The organism is Curtobacterium sp. Curtsp57 (assembly GCF_047324335.1).
GTDB lineage: Bacteria > Actinomycetota > Actinomycetes > Actinomycetales > Microbacteriaceae > Curtobacterium.
On sequence record NZ_CP168511.1, the window covers coordinates 1,783,301 to 1,805,434 of the forward strand.

The following is a 22,134-nucleotide window of genomic DNA, read 5'->3' on the forward strand; positions in this document are numbered from 1 at the left end:
CCGTATGCCGGTGGGGACATTCCGGTCCCCAATAGGGGGGACCCTCCCCGAACTGGTGCCACGCAGCAGCTACGGTCCGGCACGGTAACGTCGGCCGACATGACCTCGGCATCCCGCACGGCACCGGCGCGGACCTCGTTCGCCCGCGGTGTGCTGGTCGTCGGGGTCGCCGTGGTCATCGCGACGGCATCTCTGCCCTGGATCGCCACCACGGGGTCGGACGCGTTCCGCGCGGTGGTGACGGTGCTCCGCGGAGCCGGACACGGCCTCCTGTCCGTGGAGGACGGCTTCGTCACCGCGATGGCCGTGACGGCGGTGGCCATCCCCCTGCCCGCGCTCGTGGCCCTGGCCGTGCCCACCGATGCTCGGCGGGCGACCGGGTGGGCCGCTCTCGGATCGTTCGTGCTCGGCGGGCTCGTCGCGCTCCGGACGCCGACTCCGGCTGCGACGTGGGTGTCGCTCGTGATCGCGATCGTCGTCGGGCTGGCGCTCGGGTGGCTCGTGCTCGCCGCGATGCGGGCGCCGCTTGCTCCGGCGACGCCGCGCAGTCGACGGGTCGCGGGGTGGGTGATCGGCGTCTACGGCGTCGGGGTGCTGATCGTCGGGTTCGCCGGATCCCCGGTGGACGCCGGGGCGCATCCGCTCATCATCCGGGCGCTCGACGCTGCGCACCGGGTCGGGGTGCCGGGATGGTTCGGGTACGGAGCGCTCGAGTTCAGCGCGAACGTTCTGTTCTTCGTGCCGCTCGGGCTGCTCGTGGTGCTGCTCGTCGGGGCGCGGCGGTGGTGGGTCGGCGCGCTCGCCGGGCTCGTCGTCAGCGCGTGCATCGAGACCGGGCAGGCGGTGTTCCTGCCGGCGCGGTTCGCGTCGCTGGACGATGTGCTGTCGAACACGAGTGGGGCGGTGATCGGGGCGCTGGTTGGGGTCGTCGTGCTCGGATGGGCCGTTCGGCGTCGCGCTCACTGAGGGCTGCGGCGCTGGGTGATGGGCGCCGGCCGCGCTGGGTGGTGGTGCCGGCCGCGCTGGGTGGTGGTGCCGGCCGACTCGGAACGACGGACTCGTTGTCGTACGACAGCGACTCTGTCGCTGGCGCGCGCGTGCAACTGTTGCAGGCGCGTTCGGACGACAGAACCGCTGTCGTACGACATCGACTCTGTCGCGTGCCCGGCCGGCGCCATCAAGCCAGAGCACGCACCGACCACCCGTCCGTCCCCGCACAACGAAGAACCCCCGGAGCCGAAGCTCCGGGGGTTCCGTTGTGCAGTACTGAGGCGCTCAGGCAGCCGTGCGCTGGCGACGCACCGAGGTGCGCACCGCGAGGAGGCCACCGCCGAGGACGACGGCCCCGCCGGCGACCCAGAGGGCCAGCGCGGAAATGGTGCCACCGGTGAAGGCGAGCGTGCCGTTGCCCGAGGCAGCGGTCGCAGCAGCGCCGTCGGCCGGAACGACAGTGAGCGCCGTGGTCGCGACGTTGCCCGACGTGGCGCCGGTCGCGGTGAGCGAGTAGGTCCCCGAAGCGCCGGCCGGGAGCGTCACGCGGACGGTCGCGGCACCGGTCGAGGAGGCCACGTAGGTCTTCGAGACGGTCGTGGTCGGCAGCGCGCCGAGCGTGGCGGCGCCAGCACCCGTGACGGAGACCGTGACGGTCTCGTCGGCGATGAAGGAGCCGGCTGCGAAGCCGACGGTCGCGGTGCCACCGGCGACGGCGGAACCGGAGACCGAGACGTTCGAGGCCGGGACGTAGCCCGCGGCATTCGCGGCGGCCGGCGTGGCGATCAGTGCCGCGGACGCGAGCACGATGGCAGCGATGATCTTCTTCATGGTGCTCCCCTGATGGTTGTGGCTTCGCGAGGACGATGCGGGTCTGCCCTGAACTCCATGCAGTCGCTATGGCGAAGTTGCCTCAATCTACCGGGTCTTCACAGTCAATTGCCACGTGTTTCGTATCGTTCACGTTAATTCCTGGTGTGCTCATGACGTCCACAGGGGTGCGTGCCGCACTGGCCGAGCCGAGGAAGGACACTTTCAGGGTGGTACTTTCCCCAGGTGAGAGCAGGGTTTGGAACTGTGCGACGGGGTACTTGCCGTCCGTTGCGGTCTGTGGGGACGCAACCTTTCCGTCCTGAGAGGCCTGGACGTAGACACCCGAAGTGGGGGCGTACACGGCGACGTTTGTCCGGATCGCGCCGGGAGTGACGCCGTACTCTCCGCCCCCGGTCACGTACTCGGGCAGGCTCGTCGCCGCATCGGCTGGCGCGGTGTTCTTCAGCGTGACCTCGACGACCCACGTCGGACGGCCGTCCTTCCGGCACACCTGGCTGCCCAGTCCGACCGTCTTGTCGAGGTAGTAGTCCATCTTCGCGCCGGTCGCGTCATTGAGGTAGACGCCGAACCGCTGCGTGTCCTTGTCGCTCGTCGGCAGGTCTCCTGACACCGCCGTGCCCGCGAGCTGCTCCTGCTCGTCTGCGTTCGCACTCCAGAGCCGCACCCGCCCCTCGTCCACACCGGTACCCAGCGCAGCGATGAACGCCTTCGGGTCGAATCCGCCCTCGGACACCTTCGAGAACACGGCACTCGCCGCCGACGCGAAGAACGCGTCCTGCACGGTCGGGTCCGGGTACTTCGCGTACGCGTCGCTCAGCAGCAGCTGCACCGCGTTGTCCGACGTCAGGGTGTCCCCCGTCGCGAGTTGCACCGGGCCCGTCGCCTTGAGGATGTAGCCGAGCGTCACCGGGTCGATCGCGAGGACCCCGTCCACCGCTTCCCCGTACTTCTGCTTCCACATCTCGCGCGCGAGTTGCGCCGACGTCTCGAAGCGCGGTGTCAGGGTGACGTCCTGGATGTACTCCCCCGTGATCCCGCCGTACAGTCCCTGCGTGTCCGTCGCGAGCGGCAGCACCGGCTGGTCGGCGATCGCGAAGTCCGACGTTGACGCCTGCCGCCCGAGGGAGATCGCGCCATCGTCGACCGTCAGCTCGGCGACCGCGCCGGGAATCCCACCGCCGGCACGCAGCTCCGCGTTGTTCTGGAACAGCACCAGGTAGTGCTTCGCACCACCGTCGCCGAGCATGCTCGGCGCCAGCGCAACCGCGCGGTTCGCAGTGTCGGCCTGCGTCGAAACACTCGACAAGGAGGCTCGGAGCTGGTCGACCGCGCCCGTCACCGCTGACAGGGTGCCGCTCGTGTCGATGCGGTCGGCGTCGCGCGTCGCCGCGGCGAGCGTCGTGGTCGCCTTCGCAACTGCAGGCTGTGCCTTCACGATGGGTGCGAGGTCGACCTTGCCGTTCGTCGGCTTGAACGCGTCGACGTCGACATCTCCGACGACGCCCGCGACCGGCCGGACTGCGTCCTTCGCGACCTTGTCGACGATCACCGAGACCTGGCGTACGGCGCTGAGGTTCGTCCCGAAGAACGGCACGACCTCCGCTGCACGCCACACCGGGTCGCCCGTGAGGGACCGCGCCTGCGCAGCGCTCTGCTCGAGTTCCGTTGCTGTCCGCTCTGCGCCGGCGGTGTCACCACTGCTCAGCTCGGTCTTCAACGAGTCGACCTTCGAGACAGACGTCTCGAGAGCGTTCTTCGCCATGACTCCGCGCACACCGACCCACGCCACAGCGAGCAGCAGCAAGAGGATCAGAGCGAGGACGCTCCACAGGACGTAGCGAGGTCGAGACCTCCGGGGTCGAGTGGCGCGTCGGGACTCGGGCAGGTCCGACATGGAGTCAGCCTAGGAGGACGTCGTCGGTGTCGTGGCTCCAGACACAGGGCCACGCGATTTCCGGACGAGCAAGACGCACTGCGGGATGAAGGCGATGAGCTCGCCGACCGCCACAGCCGCTGCGGCGCCGACGGCCCCGAACGCAAGGACACCGACGACGACGAGCGGCACGGTCGCGATGCCGCCGACCAGGGTGTAGCGAGCCAACTGGCGACCCGCTCCCAATGCGAGCAGACACACCAGACCGACAACCTGTGCGCCGACCAGGAGCACGAGAACGACAGCGAACGCCGCGACGAGTACCCAGGGCAACCGGATTCTGCCGTGGCTGAGGAGGTCGGCGGCCCACGGGGCGACGACGAGGAAGGCCGCCGAACCGACGACGACGAGCGCGGTGCCGACGATCGCCGCTCGACGCACGCGGCTCCGCACCCGGTCAGGGCCGCTTCCTGGGACCCACCCCTGCAGGAACTGGACGAAGGGGGATGCCGCGGTGGTGCCGAAGCGCAGGAGCTTGTCAGCGAGGGCATAGGCGGGCAGCGCGGCCGGAACCAGACCCGCGACGAGGATCGCGGGAAGCGCTGCATTCGCAGCCGACACGAGCGCCAGTACCAGTCCGTCGGACTGGCCTCGGAGGACGGTGAGCGACCGTCGAAGAGGGACACCGGCGGCCACGCCACGGATACCTGCGATCGTGACGGTCGACAGAGCGACCCCGACCAGGATGCCGACCAGCTGGAGCGCGGGATACCAGAACAGGGGTGCGCCGATCACGACGGCCGCGACGCCGGCTGCACCCCCGATCACGCGAGGCGCAGTGTCCAACGCGACGAACCTGCCAGGCTGCGCGGTCCCGGTGAAGAACCATCCGGCGAGCAAGCCGGTACACGCGTACGCGGCACAGTTGAGCGCCGATTCCCACGGAGCGGACGGTACGACGAGCGCGGTGACGAGTACCGCGAGGACCGCGATCGGCAGGGTGAGCAGGAGCCGTGCCCGGTACGACTCGATGTAGATCCGCGGACGCTCGGCAGGGGCCGCCCGAGCGACGTCCGTGGGTCCCGTGGTCCCCCACCCGAAACCGATGAGCACGGAGGCGCCGGTTCCGATGGACTGTCCCGCTGCCAGACCTGCCCACGCCGACGGTCCGGCCACGGCGATGACGATCGGGATGCTGATGAGCGTGACGAGGGCTGAGACCGCGACGGATGCTGCGTAGGTCCCGACGACCCGGACGTGTCGGGAGCGCCCGGGAGCCATCATCGCCGATCAGACAACGTGCGCTGCAACGACGGTGCCGCTTTCCCACGCACGCCGAGGGCACCGTGCACGATGCCGATCACCGTCCCGAGCGCCTGCTTCGACCTGCCAGGACCGAGCACGAGCGACAAGGCGAGCGTCTTGCTCTCAGCGAGCGTGTCGCGGACAAGCCACCGCAGGGCCACCTGCGTGAACCGGGGGTAGACGAGCAACCGATTCCTCGTGATGTAGTAGCGCCGAAGGGGCGAGTGGTGGGAGTACGAGCGCGTCCGTCCGCCGATACGGACGGGGCGGCCCCCAATCGTGATCGGCATCGGATCTCCTACCGGATGGAGCATCGAGGCACCGTCTGCGAGGACGACGAGTCCACCTCGTCGACGCGCACGGAGCACCCAGTCCGTCTCGACCGCATCGATCACGAGGGACTCGTCGAACAGTCCGATCTGGTCGAGGCCCTCCACCGAGAAGAGCATCCCGGACTGCGCGACCTGGAGGGCCGTTCGGAGTCCGCTCACACGGCCATCCGCCGCCGCTCGCCTGTCGTTGTAATGATCTGCCGCCGTCGCGACCACGTCGAGTCCACGGGCTCGCGCGGCCGTCATCGCTCGGATCGATGCGGCGACGTAGTCCGCGCCGAGCTCCGAGTCCTGGTCGACGGTCAGGACGTACCCGAGATCGGGCACCTCCGTACGCGCCCTGCGGATGCCGGCGTTGAGGGCGGCGGCGATCCCTGCGTTGCCCTGGGTCTGGAGGACGACACCGGGGATCCCGTTCAGTTGCCCCACCGGCTTGCGCGATCCGTCATCGACGACCACAACCGCGGCCACTTGGCGCCGGAGCTCCGCGATGCGCTCGTGCAGACCCTCGCCGGGGTCGTACACGGGCATGACCGCGACGGTTGAACGACCATTCATCGCCGGACCCTGCCCGCATCCAGGAGTCGCTTCCGGATCGCGCCGAAGCCCGGCACGCGGGCTTTGAACACTGCGAACTCATCGGGGAACGAGTACTTGACCGCAAGGGAGGCGTCACCGATCGTCAGTCCGATCCGCGCCCCGATGGCGCGGCGCTTCCACGCTCGGAACCGAGCGGACTCGCTGCCGATGAACGGCGAAGGGAGCGTCCGCCCCATCGGCATGCCCAGCAGGTGCTTCCGGTACGTGCGACGCGTCCGCTTGGTCAGGACACCGCCGTCCGCATCCCGTGCGAATCCGTATTCCGGAGACGCTCCGAGCATCCCGCGGGCGGAGTTGACGAGCCCGGCGTACTTCCGGCTGACCTCGCGCAACGCAGGGAAGTCGTCACCGACCTCGCGCAGGTCGACCGACAGCCGCACGCTGATCGCTTCCGGGTCCGAGGGATCGAACCCGCTGAAGTGCAGGAGCCGCAGGTCATCACCGGAGTCGAGTGCGTATCCCGATCCCTCGGCTTGGAATCGACGTTCGTGGAGGTTCCACGGTCCGACGTTGTACCCGCCGTGCCGCAACGAGTGCGCGTCGAAGAAGTTCGCTCCGACGTCGACCCACTTCTGGTCGACGAACACCCCGAGGAGCGGGTAAATGAGACACTCGCGCTCCAGGTGCGACCACCACCAGTCGAGGAACTGCACCGCAGACCGCCCGACAGCGCAGAAGCCCAGGTTGAAGATCCCCACCGTGAGGTCGTGTCCCTCGGTGATGTGGTCCACGGATCGCTCGATCGGTTGGAGGAAGTGCGGTGTGAGGACGATGCCGTGCTCCGCCACCAAGCCCTCCAGCTCCGCGAGCGGCGAGACGACCATCATGTCGGGATCGAGGTAGACGACCGTGGGCGCTTCCTCGAGGAGGGCCTTGAAGAACAGTGGCTTCACGGAGGTCGAGAACTCGACGACGTCGTAGATCGCCGCGAGCTCCAGAACCTGGCGCTCGGACAGGCCGAGTACCTCGGTGGTCACGACACGCAATCCCGGACGGTCCTGCTCGAGGTCTCGACGGTCACCGTCCACGACCAGGATGACGAGTTCCTTGTCAGGCTCGATCTCCTGGATGCTCGCGTAGAGCGCGAGCGCTTGTGGGAGGTAGTTCTGGGCGACGACGGTGCAGTAGAGCACCTTGCCGGTCGGTTCAGGCACTGAGTTCACTCTCTATCGATTGCTGGACGTTCGCGGCGACCTCGTCCCAGGAGATCGGTGTGGACGCTCGGGCGAACGTCCCGCTCCACTCGCCACCGGCCAGCTGGTCCATGCTCTCGGCCCAAGCGCTCGGAGACTCGTCGTCGACGACTCCCACCCCGCACTCGCCGACTGTCTCCCCGACCACCGCGCAGCTCGCAGCGAAGGCAACCGGTACCCGGCCGACACGCGCTTCGAGAGCGGGGAGCCCGAACCCCTCGAGTTTCGACGGGAAGACCAGGCCCGCAGAAGTGGCGTACAGGCCGGCGAGTTCGGAATCCGTCATGCCTGTCCGGACAGACACCTGTTCCCCGAGGCCGCTCTCGTCCGTCCAACGGCGCGCCTGGGCGCCGTCACCAGTGACGACGGTGAGCCGGTAGTCCGGGCGCTGGCGGAGGGCCTCCCAGAGCACTCGCGCGTTCTTGTGCGGCTTGAGGTTTCCCACGTAGAGGAATTCCTCCTGTCGTGCTCGCCGTTCCAGCGCCCCGAACACACCGACGTCCACGGAGTTCCCGACGTTCACGACCCGCACCTTGTCGTCAGCAAGCCACGTCTCGATACGCCGCTTGGAATACTCGGAGACGGTGTGGACGATGCCGGTCCGACGTATCGCTGGTCTGAGCACGCTCTCGTAGTACGCAGACTTGGCCCTCGACGCTTCAGCGGGCTCGTCCAGGTGGATGAGGTCGTGGACGGTGAGGATCTGTCGCCGACTCAGTGACACGTTGAATCCCGGCGAGTACCGGGCCTTCGACACACCCTGGAACGGCGACCATGGCGACCCTGAATCGAGTCGCGGCCATTCGGACGGAAGCCTCCGAAGCACTTCCCGGCCGAACCGGGCGATGCCAAAATGCCCTCTCCATCTGCCGTCGAGGACCGGGTTCACCGCAAGACCTCCGATCTGGGCTCAGCGCAGAACTCGATGATCAGCGAGATCGCGACGAGGGCGTTCAGTGGGAAGACCGACTGCAGGGGCAGGTTCGTGAGCCCGACGAGCATCGCAACGGAGAGTGTCGCGGATGCGAAGTGCAGGGCGCGCCCGGGGCCGCCGATCACCGAGGCGCGAGCGTTGCGCATCGACCGGACGAGCAAGGCGAGGAGGATCACGACGTAGATCAGGGCGTAGACGACGCCCTCGGTACCGATCATGTCCACGTAGCCGCTCTCCACCGTGACGGCCATTGGGTCAAACCCGGAGAGCTGACCTGCGCCCAGATCGGAGAGGATCGAGAAGGCGTTGAGGTGACCCTGCACGCTTCCGGCCTTGCCCTGGACGAAGGACTCGACGACCGGGTTCGACACCAGCGAAGCAACCTGCACAGCAGCGCCGGCCGCGATCACGACGAGGAGCGCCGGGATCCATGTCGACGAGACCTTGAGTTGCAGTACCCAGACGATCACCACCGCCGCGAGGGTCGACACGACCCCGGTGACGGACTGGGTGAGGAGCAGCGAGCCGAGGAGCAGCAGGACGATCGGGATCCGGAACCGCCTGAAGCCGAGCGCAGCGATCGGGAGCACGAAGGCGATCGCTATCGCGAATCCGTTCGGATCGTCCCAGAGGGATCCGAAGCGGATCGAGATGGTTCCTTCGTAGGCGAGGGCAGGAAGACGGCCGATCGCCAGGTAGAGGAGGACCTGTATCCCGTTCACGACGATGGCGATGACGGTGAACCACTGCAGCACCCGGACGACGGGTGCCGGTTGGATGATCGGCGCTGCGAGGAGCACCACGACGCTGAGGGAGAAGAAGATGCCGTTCTCGACCAGGTCAGCGCGCTTGAAGAGGATCGCCTGCGCGACCGGCCAGACTGCGACGCTCGCTGCGCCGAGCACGATCGCTGGCGGAACAGTGGTCCGCGCGAAGGGCCGGACGGATCGAGATGTTCCGAAGTAGAGGACGGTCAGACCGACCATCACCGCGTAGAGCAGGTACTTCGCGGCTTGCAGGCTCGACGGAGTGTCGCTGTAGGACGGGCTCGTCGTCGACGAGTTGATCTGCAACGGGTACCGGTAGGAGAGGTAGTAGAGCACGAGCAGGAGCGCGAACACGACGAGGCGCGTCGCGCCTCGGTCGTGCGGGTCGAGTGCCGGGTCCGTCCCGCCCCTGACCGAGGGCAGTCGCGGCCGCAAGACGTCAGCCATCGCGTTCCTCTCCGACCCACTCGCGGAGGCGATCGACGAACGGAGCGTGGCCGAACAGCCGCGCTCGTTCCTCGGCAGCGCCGGTGATGTCCTGCCGAGACAGGCCGTCCAGGGCAGCCCGGATCTGGGAGTGGTCGTCGGCCTGGACGTGCACACCCGAGATGCCGTCTTCGACGGACTCTGCCGCTCCGCCGAACGCGTTGACGATCACCCGGCCGCCAGCCGCAAGCGCCTCGACGGGAACGATGCCGAAGTCCTCCACCGCGAGGAACAGCAAGGCGAGCGCCCGTTGGTACAACGTGCGTATCACCGGGGTCGACGGGGCGATGAGGAAGTGGGCATCCGCTCCGAGATCCAGCGCGAGCCGACGGAGACGGGCTTCGTCGGGCCCTGAACCAGCCAGCACGACCGGGATCCTTTCCTCGGCAGCGAACTCGACGACAGCATCGAGCCGCTTGTACGGGACGAAGCGCGACACGCCGAGGACGAACTCGGCGGGGAGGGAACCGAGCTCGACGGCCTCGTTCTCCGTGAGCTCGGTCGACCAGTCGTCGACCGCTTGGATCGCTTCGACAGGCACAGGCGGGTGGATCAGTCGACTCTCGACGCCCCAGGCACGCCGCATCCGGTCCTGCACGAACAGGCTGTTCGCAGCGAACGACGCACTCCTGTCGACGGCGCCACGGTCGTAGGCACGGAAGAGCGGGCGCACTGCCCGAACAGCCCGACTTGCCGATCGCTGGTCGAGCGCCGGGTCCCAGATGTACCGGGCGGGCGAATGCGTGTAGACGTACTTCCTGATGCCATGTTGACCCCGCACCCGTGCTTGGTGTGCGAACGCGTTCGAACTCACCAGCATCCAGTCGAACGACCGGGGATGCCGGATGTCCCGCCACACCAGTGGCATCAAGGGCAGCGCTGCTGCTTTGTGTCGCCGGAACGGCGTCCGGGCAAGCCATGACTCGTCAACCGTCGTCCGGCTCGAGAAACGGTCGCCGGAGTCGTCCCAGAGCGCGAACATCTGTGCTCCGGGGAACGCGTCGAGCATCCCGTCCAGCACCACCTCGGCACCACCTCGCCGCTCGAGCCAGTCGTGCACGATGAGGCCCGTCATGACCGTCCCCGATCTGTTCCGAAGTCAGTACGCACCGCTGCTCCGAACCACTGCACGGAGCGTCCTCCAGAGGATCACGAGGTCACCGGTCATCGACCAGTTCTCGACGTAGAACAGGTCCAGTCGAACCGAGTCCTCCCACGACAGGTCCGATCGACCACTCACCTGCCACAGCCCGGTCAGACCCGGCTTGACGAGGAACCGACGGTGCACGTGCAGGTCGTAGCGTTCCACCTCCCGCTGCAGGGGTGGCCGGGGACCGACCAGGGACATGTTCCCGGCGAGGACGTCGAAGAGCTGGGTGAGCTCATCCAGGCTGTACCGACGCATGAACGCCCCGACGCGGGTGACACGGGGATCGTTCCTCATCTTGAAGAGGACGTTGTTGCCTTCGGCACGGTCCAGGGCGCTGAGTTCCTGCAGACGGTCCTCGGCGTCGACGACCATGGTCCGGAACTTGACCATGGTGAACGTGCTCCCGTTCAGCCCGACACGCTCTTGCCTGAACAGGACCGGACCCGGGGAGGTCAGCTTCACCGCGAGCGCCAGCACCAGGAGCACCGGGGACAGGACGACGATGAGCACGGCCGAGACGACCACGTCGAAGATCCGCTTCGTGTACAGCTTCCGACCCTCGTACGTCGGCGTCTCGACGTGGATGAGAGGCAGGCCCTGCACGGGGCGCGTGTGGATTCGCGGCCCGCCGATGTCGGTGAGGCTCGGCGCCACGACGAGGTGCTGCCGTCCCGGCTCGAGCGACCAACTGAGCTCTCGGACGCGTTCGGGAGGCAGGTCGTCGGCGCTCGTGATCACGACGGTGTCTGCGCCGCTCTCGGCCAAGGCCTCGTGGATCTGGTCCAGGCCGCCGTAGCTGACGATGTCCGTGCTGCTGAGGACCCCGACCGAGCCGCTGGTGACCGTCGCACCGACCACCTGGTAACCGGCTTCGGGCGAGCGTGCGAGCTGACCACCGATGTGGATGACGCTCGCGGTCGAACCGACGAGCAGGACCTTCGCGGAGTAGTTGCCGGATTTCCGCTGGGCCACGAGCCACTGGCGCCAGATCCACCGGGACAGCAGCAGCACGAGGATGCCCACCGGGAACGCGATGAGGACGTACCCACGCGCGAGGTCGACGTGGAAGAGGAAGGCGGCGATCGCGATCAAGCCGAACACCCGAACGCTCGAATCGGCGATCAGGCGGTACTCGGCACTGCCGACCCCGATGACGCGGTCGCCACGGGTGTCGTACATCGCCAGGGCTGCCATCCAGACCGCGATGACGACGACCGAGATGCCGGTGTAGCTCAGGCGGAGGTCGTTCTCGTTCGCGGCGAGGTTCGAGTCGATGCCGAGCCACGCGATCTGCACCCCGAAGACGACCCAGATCAGCACGAGCAGGTCGGTGAAGATGACGCGGCGACCGTACGCCCGACTCCACTCGTGGGTCGATCGCCCGATGGTGGCGGACTGCTCGGCTTGCGTCGTCATGGCCGACCCCGGCTCACCACGTGACACCACCGTCACCCGACACCTGCACCGAGTCGCCGGCCCACAACCACACGTGCTGGCCGCTCCTGGCGATGGTGACCGCCCCGCTGGCGTCGGCACCGGCCGCACAGCCGACGGCCGTGGGCTCGGTGGTGGCGGTGACCTTCGCCGCAGGCATGCTCGCGATCTGCACGCCGTCGCACGACGCGATGCCGGTGCGGGCGAGCGTGTAGGTGTTGCCGGCGTCGGCGAGGGACCGGACGCCGTCGATCGGCGCAGCGACCCACGCTCCGGTGCCGGATCGCCACTGGACCTCGCCGTCGCAGGTGACGGCGGTCGTGTAGGTGCCCTCGAAGACCTCGATGGGGTCCGGGCAGGGTGCGTCGACGGTGCCGCTCTTCAGGAGGAGCCCGTCGGTCCCGATGGCGGCGCCAGCCGCTCCCTCCGTCCCGTCCTTCCACGTGGCGCCGTCGTCCGCGCTGGTGCGGACGGTGGGGGCGCAGTCGTCACCGGTGCCGGCGACGACGGCGACACCCGTGCTGCTGGCGCGGAGCGCCAGCACGGTGCTCACACCGTCACCGAGGCCGACGGAGGTCCACGACTTCCCGCCGTTCACGGTGTGCTGCAGCACCGCCTCGTCACCGCCACAGGTCCCACTGGAGGCTCGCCATGCCTCCAGGCCGTCGGTGGCGGACAGCAGGTGGCGGCCTGGCGTGACCATCGCCGCGGTCCCGCTGGTGGCGGTGGGCTGCGGAGCAGCCGTGCCGGTCCCTGTCGGGATCGGCGTGCTGGAGAAGGTGGGGATCGGACCGGCCGTGCCGCTCGTCACGGGCGCGGTGCGCGCGACGGCGAGACCGACCAGGACCACGTCGATCACCACGAGGGCGACGACGACGATCCCGACCCAGACGAGGGTGCGACGCGAGATCGCTCGGCCGAGGCTGCTGGGTCCTCGGCGCGGGCTCACGGGGAGACCACCCTCACCGCTCCGCCTTCCGGAGCACTCCGACGCGACCGCGGCGAGCCTGTTTCGGGGGCTTCGGGGCGTCTTCCTCGTCGGTGCCGTACCCGTAGGCGTAGCCGTAGCGGCCGTAGCCGTAGGCCCCGGGTCCCCTGGTCGGCATCATCGTCATGACGAAGCCGGCGATCGGGGCGCCGACGTTCTGGAGCGACTGGACGGCGCCGGCGAGCTGGCCCTTCATGGTCCTGCCGGACGCCACCACGACGATCGCGCCGGATGCCTTCTTCGACAGGATGGCGGCGTCGGTGACGGGGAGCAGCGGCGGGGCGTCGAAGAGGACGTAGTCGAACTGCGCCTCGAGACGCTCGATGAGCATGCTCATCGCCTGCGATCCGAGGAGTTCGGACGGGTTCGGCGGGATCTCGCCGGCCGGCAGGACGACCAGGTTGCCGCGGCCCCACGGGACGGCGACGTCCTCGAGTGCGGCGCGGCCGATGAGGACGTCCGTCAGACCGGCCCCGCCCTCGAGGTCCATGTACTGGGCGACGCGGGGACGACGGAGGTCGGCGTCGATGAGGATGACCTTGTAGCCGGCGCTGTCGAGGGCGATCGCGAGGTTCGCGACGGTGGTGCTCTTGCCCTCGGACTGGACGGACGAGGTCATCACGAAGGTGCGGGCGTCGCTGCCGATGTCGACGAACTGCAGGTTGGTGCGGAGCGTGCGGAAGGACTCGGCGCGGGGGCTGCGCGGGTCGACCTGCACGATGAGCGGCCGCTCCGATGCCTTGTTGTCGAAGGCGATGCCACCGACGATCGGCTTGTCGCTGATCTTCTCGATGTCCGCCTCGGTGCGCACCCGGTTGTCGAGGGTCTCGCGCAGGACGGCGAGGCCGACACCGAGCGCCAGGCCCACGAGCAGGCCGAGGACGACGTTCACGGGCACGTTCGGGCTGATCGGGGTGCTCGGGACCTGGGCTTCCTTGACCCGGGTGAGCTTCACCGTGCTGGCGCCGTTGGCGTCGGTGGCCTCGATGTTCTGCACGACGTTCGTCAGGCTCTGCGAGGTCGCGTTCGCGATGTCGGCGGCCTGCACGGGGTCGGTCTCGTTGACGGTGATGGCGATGAGCGTGGTGTTCGTCGGGGCATCGGCGGTGACGAGCTTCGCGAGGTCGTCGGCGCTCATGTCGAGCTTCAGACTCGAGATCACCGGCAGCAGGACGATCGGCGTCGTCACGAGGTTCGAGTAGGTCAGGACCCGCTGCTGCGTGAAGGTGTTGCCCTGTGCGAGGTCACTCGCGCTGCCGCTCGTCTGCGTGGAGACGAACACCTGCGCCGAAGCGGAGTACACCGGCTGCTTGAGCACCGAGAACCCGGCTGCCGCGGCGACGCCGACCAGCGCCAGCACCAGGATGAGCACCCATCCCTTGCGCAGCACCGTGATGTAGTCGCGTAGTTCCACGCGCCTGCCTTCCCCGTGGGACGCCGGCCGCGCGGTCCCTCGCGCGAGCGAGCCGGGATTTTCCCAGCAATCGGCAGGGAAATACTGCCACACGGATGCGTCGCGCTCGGGTCGACGGGTGTCGGGTTGCGCACCGTGTCCTCTACGGTGATGCCATGCAGCCGTCGCCCGAGGTCCAGGCTCGCCCGCGGGACCGGGTGGTTCTCGTGGTGTTCGTGGCGATCGTGGTGGCGGTCGTGCTCGAACGGATCGTCGGTGGTGTCGCACGAACTGGGGGTCTGCCGAGCCCGGTCGCGCAGGTGCTGGCGAGCGATCTCGCGGTGTGGGTTCCGCTCGTGGTCGGAGCGGTCGTCGCCCTGCGGCGGACGCGTGCTGTCCGTTCCCTGTTCCGGCTCGACCTCGCCGACCTGGTCGCGGCGATCGGCATCGTGATCGTCTGCCGAGCCGTGGACGCGGCGATGTCGCTGTCGTTCTTCGGCACGACCGGGCTCACTCCGTCGCCCACGCTCGGGCCGCCCTCTGTGGCCCTGCTGCTGGTGGCGGCGATCGGGACCTGCATCGTCAGTCCGATCATCGAGGAGCTCGTGTTCCGTGGGATCCTGCAGCGCCGACTCGCTGACGCGCTCACCCCGCGGACGCGGTTCCTCGCGGTGATCGTGACCGCGTTCGTGTTCGCGATCGTGCACGTGCTGCTCGGCGCAGGCGTCTCGACGCTCGGCGGGTTCGAGGTCTTCGTGACGACGTTCCTGTTGGGGCTCCTCATAGGCACGCTGGTGGCCATGACGGGCCGGATCGGTGGGGCGATCCTGGCGCACGCGGTGTTCAACGCCGTGGCGGTCGTCGCGACCTGGCCGCGGTGATGGCCCCGCACTCTGGGGGTGCTGCAGCCCGGTGTCGCGACCTAGCGTTGATCTCGAGGACTCCGAACACCAGGTGTGTCCCGAACCAGGACACGACGGGCCCGGGATCAGGGCGGTGAGCGGAGGCGACCCATGCACACGATGAACCGACTCCTCGAACGCTGGTCCCTCACGCCGCTGATGAAGCAGGCTCCGCTCGCGCTGCTCGTCGCGATGGCGACGGTCCTGTCCCTGACGATCCCGCAGCTCACGGTGAGCGACGAGGGCGGGCTGTTCACCGCGATCGCGCTGACCATCGTCGCCACGCTCTGGTCCGCAGTGATCGGCGTCCGCGGCCGCTCGGTCCCCGCGCTGGTGAACATCGTGCCGGCGATCGACTTCCTGGCGCTCGGGATGCTGCGGTGGTCCACCGGATCGTCGACGTCGGTGTTCACCGCGCTCGTGGTGCTCCCCGTGGTGTGGCTCGCCGCGCAAGAGGGGCGTCGCTTCATCCTGTACTCCGCGCTCGGCACGGCGGTCGTGATCCTGACGCCGTTCCTGTTCGGCGCCGGAGTGATCGACCCCACCGCCGAGTTCGTCCGGCTCGGTGTGGTGCTCATCGCGTACGGCACGCTCGCGATCGTGGTCAACCAGCTCAGCCGCCTGCACGGCGCGCAGCTCCGGCGCTCGCGCGACCGGGAGGCCGTGGTCCAGGCCGAGATCGAGCGGGCTGCCGAGATCCAGCGCTCACTGCTCCCCCGGTCGGTGGGGCAGGTTTCCGGGTACCGCGTGGCCGGGACGTGCCTGCCCGCCAAGAGCGTCGGCGGCGACTTCCTGGACTGGTACGAGACGGACGGCGGCCTCGCGCTGACACTCGGCGACGTGATGGGCAAGGGCGTCGGCTCCGCGCTGCTCGCAGCCGCGGTCCGCGCCGTGCTGCGGAGCGCCCGTACCGAACCGGATCCCGCTGCTGCGGTGCACCGGGCGTCGCAGGGCCTCGCGATCGACCCGGACCGTGTGGAGACGACGGCCGGCTTCACGACGCTGTTCCACGCCCGGATCGACGGCGACGTGCTGCGGTGGGTCGACGCCGGCCACGGGCTGACGGTGATCGCGCGACCGGACGGCTCGGCCGAGCGACTCGCGTCGTCGCATCTGCCGATCGGCCTGGGGCTCGACGAGGTGTGGACGGCGACGGAGACCCGACTCGGACCGGACGACGTGCTGGTGTGCATCAGCGACGGCGTGCTCGACCTGTTCGGCGGCGAACTCGACACGATCGACCGCGTCGCCGCGATCGCACGCGAGGACACGAGCCCCGGAGCGATCGTCGAGCGCCTCATCGCACTCGCCCGATCGACGGAGCACGACGACGACGTCACCGTGGTGGCGCTGCGACGGGATGCCGTCGCGACGGCACCGGCGCTGACCGGCGCACCGGGACAGCTCGTCAGCGCGTAGCGACGGCTGCGCGGGCGGTCAGCCCGTGGTCGATGCGGCTAGCGAGCCGCGCGGACGACGTCCGGCAGCACCCGGCTGAGGCGCTCGGCGAGTGCGACCTTGGCCTCGTCGAGCGTGCGGTAGTCGCCGACGTACTGCCCGAAGGTGTCGGACACGAAGTAGTGCGCGCCGTGCTGGTCGACGGTGCCGCCGTAGTACCCGCCGTAGTTCGCGGCCCACAGGCCGGTGTCCGGGCGCGACCAGATGATGCGCGCCTGGGTCGGGGTCGACGGCGTGACGACCTCGGCTTCGATCGCGGTGATGACCTCGATCGTCTCGGTGTCCAGCTTCGCCTCGGTGTCGGGGCGGTGGGACTCGGCGATGCTCATGGTTCCTTCCTCAGGACGTACAGGGGTGTGGTGCTCAGGGGGTGTGGTGCTGTTCGACTAGTCGACCGGGCGGATGACCGGCGGCAGCATGATGTGCAGCTGGTCGGCGAGGTGGCCCTGGGCGTCTTCGAGCGAGTCGAACTCGCCGACGACGAGGCCGAACGTGTCCGAGGCGACGTAGCGGCCGTCACGCTTGTCGACCGAACCGCCGAAGTAGCCGCCGTAGTTGGCGATCCACTCGCCGGCGTCTTCCTGGGTCCAGGTGAGCTTGGCGCGAGCTGGCCGGGCGGCGCTGACGGTCTCGGCTTCGAGGACGGCGATCGTGTCGACGGTGTCGGTGTCGAGGGTCACGTCACGCTGCGTCTTCGTGCGGCTGTCGGTCATGCTCATCGCGCTGCTCCTGTCACGTTCCGGGGTACATCCTGCGGTCCTCAAACCGTATGGCGTCCGGCCCTCCACTCGCCAGCGGCCCCCGCCGATTCACGGGTTCTGTTCATACGGGCCATCGTCACTTCCCGGATTCGCGGGACGGTGCGACGCATTTTCGGGGTACACGTCCCCCACCGGGGTACTCGCGGAGCGGACAGTCCACCGAGTCAGCGGATCGGGCACGATCCCGCTGCCAGGTGTCCGGCCGCAGCGCGGGGAGCACCACGGCAGGACCCGGTCCCGTGACGCTCGGTCATCCGCCCATGCTCCCCACGTCTCGACGGTACGCACCAGGGGTCATGCCGACCAGCGGGGAGAACTGCTCGATGCACTGGCTCGTCGTCGCCCACCCGCACGCCGCCGCGGTGTCCGTCACCGACCACCCCTGCGCGAGCAGCACCAGCGCCCGGTGCACGCGGAGCTGCAGCCGCCACTGCCGGTACCCCATGCCCGTCTCGTCGCGGAACAGCCGGGTCAGGGTGCGCTCCCCCACGCCCGTCTCCCGCGCCAGGGCACCGAGCGACCACGCCACGGTCAGGTCGCGTTCGACGATCACCACGACCCGGCGCAGCCGCACGTCGTGCGCCTCCGGCAGGTGCAGCGGCTGCTCCGGCGCGGACGCGACCTCGTCCACGATGACCGCACGCAGGTGGGACCGCGCCGCCTCGGAACGCGGTGCCGACGCGGTGGCGGCGAGCAGGGCCTCCCGTGCGAGCGGGGTGACCGCCAGCACAGCAGGTCCGGACGGCAGGGACATGGCCGCGTCCGCCTCCAGGTACACGACCCGCATGTCGGTCACCCCGTGGGCCCGGTGCCGGTGCTCGGCGCCGGCCGGCACCCACGCGACGCGGTTGGGCGGGGCGATCCAGGCGCCGTCGTCGGTGATGAGCGACAGCACCCCGCTGGCGGCGTGCACCAGGTGACCGCGGGTGTGGGTGTGGGAAGTCGTCGTCTCGGCGTGGTCGAAGAGGAACGCGGCCTCGGACCGGCCGTCGGTCAGGCGGTCGTCGATCTCGATGTCCTCGAGGCGGCGGGTTTTCGACATCGAGCGGCAGTGTACGTGTTCCGAGCAGCAGGCGGCAGGTGGTCGGATGAGGACATGACCTCGACCGCCTCCGTCCCGCTCCCCACGACCGTGCCCCCGCCCGCGCGACGCCGCCGTGTGCTCGCCGCCTGGTACGTCGGGGCGGGACTGCTGCTGATCGCGATCAACCTGCGCATGGGCGTCGCCTCGGTCGGGCCGGTGCTCACGGCGATCGAGCGGTCGCTCCACCTGACACCGTCAGCGGCGAGCCTGCTCACCACGATCCCGGTGTTCGCGTTCGGGGCGTTCGCGTTCCTGACGCCCCTGCTCACCCGCCGGGTCGGACTGCACCGGCTGCTCGGGCTGACGATGGCCATCCTCGCGCTCGGCATCGCGCTCCGCTTCGAGCCGCAGGGATGGGCGCTGTACGGCGGCACGGTCCTCGCGGGGGCGGCGATCGCGGTCGCGAACGTGCTCATGCCGGCGGCGATCAAGAGCGACTTCGCCCACCGGGTCGGGCTGATGATGGGGCTCTACTCGACGATGCTCTTCCTCAGCGCTGCAGTGGCGTCGGCGTCGGTCGTGCCGCTCATGACGGCGTTCGGCGGGTCGTGGCGACCGGCGCTGGCGTTCTGGGCGCTCCCCGCCGTGCTGGCGTTCCTGGTGTGGCTGCCGCGCGCGCTGCACAACCCGGGGCACGTGCGGGTCGCCGGACGGAACCGCGCGGCCGACGCCCCGTCCGAGGCCGGCGAGCCCCGGATGTCGGCGCTCCTCCGCGACCCGGTGGCGATCGCCGTGACGGGGTTCATGGGGCTGCAGAGCCTGTCGTACTACGCGTTCCTGACCTGGGCGCCGACGGTGCTGCAGGACGCCGGCGTCTCCGCGCACGCGGCGGGGCTGATGCTGGCGTACTCGAGCCTGCCGGGGATCCTCACGGGCATCGCGGGTCCGGCGATCGCCCGACGCATCCGGCCGTCGTGGGTGCCCGTGCTCGTGGTCGTCGTGCTCTGCATGGCGGGGTTCGTCGGGCTCGCGGTCGCGCCCGCCGCCGGGGCATGGATGTGGATGACGCTCCTCGGCCTCGGACAGGGCGGAGCGATCAGCCTGTCGCTCAGCTACATCGTGTGGCGCTCGCCGGACGCCAGGCACACCGCGCACGTGTCGACGATGGCGCAGGGCATCGGGTACCTGCTCGCGGGCCTCGGGCCGCTCGGGATCGGGCTGCTGCACACGGCGACGGGCGGGTGGACGGTGCCCATCGGGGTGCTGCTGGCCTTGCTCGTCGTCCAGGGGTGCGCCGGCGCCGCCGCCAGCCGTGACCGCCACGTGCTCGCCCGGTCCGCCGCGCCGGACGCCCCCGCCCGAGTCTCGCGCTGAGCGCTCGGCCGCCCTACGCGACCGCGCGCAGGGCGTCGGCGATCAGGGTGAGCGCCCGGTCGATCTCGTCGGCGACGCGGGCGTGCGTCGACTCCGAGCGGCGGTACGGGTCGTCGACGTCGTCGTCAGCGGGGTCGGCCGGCGGCGCGACGGTGCCGCGGAGCCGGGCGATCCGCTCGACGAGGGCCTCCGGCGAGTGCACATCGGCGAGGTCCGACGGCTCGAGCCCGTCGAGCACCCGCGCGAACTGCTTGATCGTGAACGCCCGCTTCGCTGCTCGCGGCGCCAGACGGACGACGTCGGCGCGGTGCGAGCGCTCGGCGGTCAGCACGAGGTCGGCGCCAGCGGCGATCGACTCCGTCAGGTAACGGGACCGATGTTCGGACGGGTCGCCGCCGAGCCGGACGGACTGCGCGGCGGCCGCACCGTCCATGGCCATGTCGTCCTGGGCGATGGTGCCGGCCGACTCGATGACGTACGACGACGCCATCGAGCCGAGCCGAGCCTCCAGGACCTGTGCGCCCAGCGGTGACCGACAGATGTTGCCACTGCAGACGAACAGGATCCGCATCGTCAGGCCGCGTCCTGACCGAGCAGGTCGTGACGGACGACGATCGCGTCACGGCCGGGGCCGACGCCGATCGCCGAGATGCGCGCGCCGGACATCGCCTCGACCGCCAGGACGTACGCCTGGGCGTTCGCGGGGAGGTCCTCGAACGAACGGGCACCCGTGATGTCCTCGGTCCAGCCGGGGAAGTCCTCGTAGATCGGCTTCGCGTGGTGGAAGTCCGACTGGGACACGGGGACCTCGTCCACGCGTTCGCCGTCGACCTCGTACGCGACGCACACGGGGATGGTCTCCAGCCCGGTCAACACGTCGAGCTTCGTGAGCACGAAGTCCGTCACGCCGTTGATGCGCGCCGTGTACCGGGCGATGGGGGCGTCGTACCAGCCGCAGCGACGCGGACGGCCCGTGGTGGTGCCGAACTCGAAGCCGTTCGCGCGGAGGAACTCCCCCGACTCGTCGAACAGCTCGGTCGGGAACGGCCCGGCGCCGACGCGGGTCGTGTACGCCTTGACGATGCCGATGACGCGCTGGATCTTCCCCGGGCCGATGCCGGACCCGGTCGCCGCGCCACCCGCGGTCGCCGACGAGGACGTGACGAACGGGTACGTGCCGTGGTCGACGTCGAGCATGGTCGCCTGACCGGCCTCGAACAGGACGGTCTCACCCCGCTCGAGGGCCCGGTGGATCTCGAGAGCGGTGTCCGCGACCATCGGGCGCAGGCGCTCGGCGAAGGACAGCAGCGACTCGACGACCTCTTCGGGGTCGATCGCGCGACGGTTGAAGACCTTCACCAGCAGGTGGTTCTTCTGGTCGAGGGCTGCCTCGACCTTCTGGCGCAGGATGTTCTCGTCGAAGATGTCCTGGATGCGGATGCCGACGCGGTTGATCTTGTCCGCGTAGCTCGGGCCGATGCCACGACCGGTGGTGCCGATCTGCCGCTTGCCGAGGAAGCGCTCCGTCACCTTGTCGATGGTGCGGTGGTAGTGCGTGATGACGTGGGCGTTCGCCGAGACGCGGAGCTTCGAGACGTCGACGCCGCGGGCCTTCAGCGCGTCGAGCTCCTGGAACAGGACCTCGAGGTCGACGACGACGCCGTTGCCGATCACGGGCGTGACACCGGGGGTCAGGATGCCGGACGGCAGCAGGTGGAGCGCGTACTTCTCGCCCCCGACGACCACGGTGTGCCCGGCGTTGTTGCCACCGTTGAACTTGACGACGTAGTCGATGCGGCTGCCGAGGAGGTCGGTCGCCTTCCCCTTGCCCTCGTCACCCCACTGGGCTCCGATGATGACTGCTGCGGGCATCTGGTTCTCCTCACGTTCGCGGAGGACCTCACGCGACCGTCGGGCCGGTGGTCCACCCGAGTCTATCGGACGGCCACTTCCGCGCTACCTGCGCCGAGGCGAGCGCGCGGACCGGGACCGCGGCGACCGCAGGAACGACCAGGAGGCACGGTGCCAGCTGGCACCGTGCCTCCCGTCGCTCTCATCCACGGCCGCGACCCGATCGCGTCCGCGCGTCTCTTCTGCCGGGGATCAGGACCGGAAGAAGTCTGCGTAACTGGGGTTCGTCATCGGGGCGTTGTGGCCCGGCTCGGCGAGCCGTTCGTTGACCATCGCCTGGATGACATCCGGCGGGGTCAGGCCACGACGGCGCCACTCGACGGGGTTCTGCCGGAGCTGCGACAACGTGTTCTGCATGGGGACAACCGTGCCACCGATTGACTAGTTTGTCTAACTACATATCCGGGACACGCACCTGATGGCAT

The 22,134-nt window shown here is 69.3% G+C and carries 21 protein-coding genes; 4 read left to right on the forward strand and 17 right to left on the reverse strand.

What is annotated here, in order from left to right; translation table 11 throughout:
- The first annotated feature begins 99 nt into the window (after positions 1 to 99).
- Positions 100 to 966: a VanZ family protein gene (locus tag ACEN9V_RS08435; protein WP_413602869.1), complete on the forward strand. Its 867-nt coding sequence runs from the start codon at positions 100 to 102 to the stop codon at positions 964 to 966.
- 309 nt (positions 967 to 1,275) lie between these two features.
- Here the strand turns inward: ACEN9V_RS08435 and ACEN9V_RS08440 are convergent, their stop codons facing one another.
- From ACEN9V_RS08440 to ACEN9V_RS08490, 11 genes are all read right to left on the reverse strand, one after another.
- Positions 1,276 to 1,821: a sortase gene (locus tag ACEN9V_RS08440; protein WP_281266876.1), complete on the reverse strand. Its 546-nt coding sequence runs from the start codon at positions 1,819 to 1,821 to the stop codon at positions 1,276 to 1,278.
- Between the two features lie 82 nt (positions 1,822 to 1,903).
- Positions 1,904 to 3,586, reverse strand: coding sequence for a DUF4012 domain-containing protein (locus ACEN9V_RS08445; protein WP_413602870.1), 1,683 nt, complete (start codon positions 3,584 to 3,586; stop codon positions 1,904 to 1,906).
- A gap of 141 nt (positions 3,587 to 3,727) precedes the next feature.
- A complete protein-coding gene (locus ACEN9V_RS08450) occupies positions 3,728 to 4,981 on the reverse strand; it encodes a hypothetical protein (protein WP_413602871.1) in 1,254 nt (417 codons plus the stop codon).
- Complete coding sequence (locus ACEN9V_RS08455) at positions 4,978 to 5,865, reverse strand: glycosyltransferase (protein ID WP_413602872.1); 888 nt, start codon at positions 5,863 to 5,865, stop codon at positions 4,978 to 4,980. Before ACEN9V_RS08455 ends, ACEN9V_RS08450 begins: the two co-directional genes overlap by 4 nt.
- 23 nt (positions 5,866 to 5,888) lie before the next feature.
- On the reverse strand, positions 5,889 to 7,088 hold the full coding sequence (locus ACEN9V_RS08460; RefSeq protein ID WP_413602873.1) for a hypothetical protein: 1,200 nt from the start codon (positions 7,086 to 7,088) through the stop codon (positions 5,889 to 5,891).
- Complete coding sequence (locus tag ACEN9V_RS08465) at positions 7,081 to 8,016, reverse strand: glycosyltransferase (RefSeq protein ID WP_413602874.1); 936 nt, start codon at positions 8,014 to 8,016, stop codon at positions 7,081 to 7,083. The genes ACEN9V_RS08460 and ACEN9V_RS08465 overlap by 8 nt, the downstream gene beginning before the upstream one ends.
- Complete coding sequence (locus ACEN9V_RS08470; RefSeq protein ID WP_413602875.1) at positions 8,013 to 9,275, reverse strand: hypothetical protein; 1,263 nt, start codon at positions 9,273 to 9,275, stop codon at positions 8,013 to 8,015. Before ACEN9V_RS08470 ends, ACEN9V_RS08465 begins: the two co-directional genes overlap by 4 nt.
- On the reverse strand, positions 9,268 to 10,389 hold the full coding sequence (locus tag ACEN9V_RS08475; protein WP_413602876.1) for a glycosyltransferase: 1,122 nt from the start codon (positions 10,387 to 10,389) through the stop codon (positions 9,268 to 9,270). Before ACEN9V_RS08475 ends, ACEN9V_RS08470 begins: the two co-directional genes overlap by 8 nt.
- 24 nt (positions 10,390 to 10,413) lie before the next feature.
- Positions 10,414 to 11,880, reverse strand: a complete 1,467-nt coding sequence (locus tag ACEN9V_RS08480) for a sugar transferase (protein WP_413602877.1) — start codon at positions 11,878 to 11,880, stop codon at positions 10,414 to 10,416.
- Positions 11,881 to 11,893: 13 nt separating this feature from the next.
- Positions 11,894 to 12,847: a hypothetical protein gene (locus tag ACEN9V_RS08485; RefSeq protein ID WP_413602878.1), complete on the reverse strand. Its 954-nt coding sequence runs from the start codon at positions 12,845 to 12,847 to the stop codon at positions 11,894 to 11,896.
- 13 nt (positions 12,848 to 12,860) lie between these two features.
- A complete protein-coding gene (locus tag ACEN9V_RS08490; RefSeq protein WP_413602879.1) occupies positions 12,861 to 14,300 on the reverse strand; it encodes a polysaccharide biosynthesis tyrosine autokinase in 1,440 nt (479 codons plus the stop codon).
- Between the two features lie 155 nt (positions 14,301 to 14,455).
- Between ACEN9V_RS08490 and ACEN9V_RS08495 the strand changes: the two genes are divergently transcribed.
- Entirely contained in the window at positions 14,456 to 15,160 is a 705-nt protein-coding gene (locus tag ACEN9V_RS08495) for a CPBP family intramembrane glutamic endopeptidase (protein WP_413602880.1), read from the forward strand.
- A gap of 132 nt (positions 15,161 to 15,292) precedes the next feature.
- The gene (locus tag ACEN9V_RS08500; protein WP_413602881.1) at positions 15,293 to 16,600 is read left to right on the forward strand and encodes a PP2C family protein-serine/threonine phosphatase; all 1,308 of its coding nucleotides are present in this window, start codon (positions 15,293 to 15,295) and stop codon (positions 16,598 to 16,600) included.
- A gap of 38 nt (positions 16,601 to 16,638) precedes the next feature.
- Here the strand turns inward: ACEN9V_RS08500 and ACEN9V_RS08505 are convergent, their stop codons facing one another.
- The 3 genes from ACEN9V_RS08505 to ACEN9V_RS08515 all read right to left on the reverse strand — a co-directional run bounded on the left by ACEN9V_RS08505 (position 16,639) and on the right by ACEN9V_RS08515 (position 18,442).
- On the reverse strand, positions 16,639 to 16,968 hold the full coding sequence (locus ACEN9V_RS08505; protein ID WP_413602882.1) for a hypothetical protein: 330 nt from the start codon (positions 16,966 to 16,968) through the stop codon (positions 16,639 to 16,641).
- A gap of 57 nt (positions 16,969 to 17,025) precedes the next feature.
- The gene (locus ACEN9V_RS08510; RefSeq protein WP_413602883.1) at positions 17,026 to 17,358 is read right to left on the reverse strand and encodes a hypothetical protein; all 333 of its coding nucleotides are present in this window, start codon (positions 17,356 to 17,358) and stop codon (positions 17,026 to 17,028) included.
- 292 nt (positions 17,359 to 17,650) lie between these two features.
- Positions 17,651 to 18,442, reverse strand: coding sequence for an AraC family transcriptional regulator (locus ACEN9V_RS08515; RefSeq protein WP_413602884.1), 792 nt, complete (start codon positions 18,440 to 18,442; stop codon positions 17,651 to 17,653).
- A gap of 54 nt (positions 18,443 to 18,496) precedes the next feature.
- Between ACEN9V_RS08515 and ACEN9V_RS08520 the strand changes: the two genes are divergently transcribed.
- Entirely contained in the window at positions 18,497 to 19,798 is a 1,302-nt protein-coding gene (locus tag ACEN9V_RS08520) for an MFS transporter (protein WP_413602885.1), read from the forward strand.
- Between the two features lie 13 nt (positions 19,799 to 19,811).
- Here the strand turns inward: ACEN9V_RS08520 and ACEN9V_RS08525 are convergent, their stop codons facing one another.
- The 3 genes from ACEN9V_RS08525 to ACEN9V_RS08535 all read right to left on the reverse strand — a co-directional run bounded on the left by ACEN9V_RS08525 (position 19,812) and on the right by ACEN9V_RS08535 (position 22,066).
- Positions 19,812 to 20,369, reverse strand: coding sequence for a low molecular weight phosphatase family protein (locus ACEN9V_RS08525; RefSeq protein ID WP_413602886.1), 558 nt, complete (start codon positions 20,367 to 20,369; stop codon positions 19,812 to 19,814).
- Positions 20,370 to 20,371: 2 nt separating this feature from the next.
- Positions 20,372 to 21,670, reverse strand: coding sequence for an adenylosuccinate synthase (locus ACEN9V_RS08530; protein ID WP_413602887.1), 1,299 nt, complete (start codon positions 21,668 to 21,670; stop codon positions 20,372 to 20,374).
- 231 nt (positions 21,671 to 21,901) lie between these two features.
- Positions 21,902 to 22,066, reverse strand: coding sequence for a hypothetical protein (locus tag ACEN9V_RS08535; RefSeq protein WP_281266854.1), 165 nt, complete (start codon positions 22,064 to 22,066; stop codon positions 21,902 to 21,904).
- Between the last annotated feature and the right edge of the window lie 68 nt (positions 22,067 to 22,134).

What these genes read in the sequence shown, in the direction of transcription:
- ACEN9V_RS08435 (WP_413602869.1), top strand. Translation starts at nt 100, where the DNA reads ATGACCTCGGCATCCCGCACGGCACCGGCGCGGACCTCGTTCGCCCGC.
- ACEN9V_RS08440 (WP_281266876.1), bottom strand. Translation starts at nt 1,821, where the DNA reads ATGAAGAAGATCATCGCTGCCATCGTGCTCGCGTCCGCGGCACTGATC.
- ACEN9V_RS08445 (WP_413602870.1), bottom strand. Translation starts at nt 3,586, where the DNA reads ATGGCGAAGAACGCTCTCGAGACGTCTGTCTCGAAGGTCGACTCGTTG.
- ACEN9V_RS08450 (WP_413602871.1), bottom strand. Translation starts at nt 4,981, where the DNA reads ATGATGGCTCCCGGGCGCTCCCGACACGTCCGGGTCGTCGGGACCTAC.
- ACEN9V_RS08455 (WP_413602872.1), bottom strand. Translation starts at nt 5,865, where the DNA reads ATGCCCGTGTACGACCCCGGCGAGGGTCTGCACGAGCGCATCGCGGAG.
- ACEN9V_RS08470 (WP_413602875.1), bottom strand. Translation starts at nt 9,275, where the DNA reads ATGGCTGACGTCTTGCGGCCGCGACTGCCCTCGGTCAGGGGCGGGACG.
- ACEN9V_RS08475 (WP_413602876.1), bottom strand. Translation starts at nt 10,389, where the DNA reads ATGACGGGCCTCATCGTGCACGACTGGCTCGAGCGGCGAGGTGGTGCC.
- ACEN9V_RS08480 (WP_413602877.1), bottom strand. Translation starts at nt 11,880, where the DNA reads ATGACGACGCAAGCCGAGCAGTCCGCCACCATCGGGCGATCGACCCAC.
- ACEN9V_RS08495 (WP_413602880.1), top strand. Translation starts at nt 14,456, where the DNA reads ATGCAGCCGTCGCCCGAGGTCCAGGCTCGCCCGCGGGACCGGGTGGTT.
- ACEN9V_RS08500 (WP_413602881.1), top strand. Translation starts at nt 15,293, where the DNA reads ATGCACACGATGAACCGACTCCTCGAACGCTGGTCCCTCACGCCGCTG.
- ACEN9V_RS08505 (WP_413602882.1), bottom strand. Translation starts at nt 16,968, where the DNA reads ATGAGCATCGCCGAGTCCCACCGCCCCGACACCGAGGCGAAGCTGGAC.
- ACEN9V_RS08510 (WP_413602883.1), bottom strand. Translation starts at nt 17,358, where the DNA reads ATGAGCATGACCGACAGCCGCACGAAGACGCAGCGTGACGTGACCCTC.
- ACEN9V_RS08515 (WP_413602884.1), bottom strand. Translation starts at nt 18,442, where the DNA reads ATGTCGAAAACCCGCCGCCTCGAGGACATCGAGATCGACGACCGCCTG.
- ACEN9V_RS08520 (WP_413602885.1), top strand. Translation starts at nt 18,497, where the DNA reads ATGACCTCGACCGCCTCCGTCCCGCTCCCCACGACCGTGCCCCCGCCC.
- ACEN9V_RS08525 (WP_413602886.1), bottom strand. Translation starts at nt 20,369, where the DNA reads ATGCGGATCCTGTTCGTCTGCAGTGGCAACATCTGTCGGTCACCGCTG.
- ACEN9V_RS08530 (WP_413602887.1), bottom strand. Translation starts at nt 21,670, where the DNA reads ATGCCCGCAGCAGTCATCATCGGAGCCCAGTGGGGTGACGAGGGCAAG.
- ACEN9V_RS08535 (WP_281266854.1), bottom strand. Translation starts at nt 22,066, where the DNA reads ATGCAGAACACGTTGTCGCAGCTCCGGCAGAACCCCGTCGAGTGGCGC.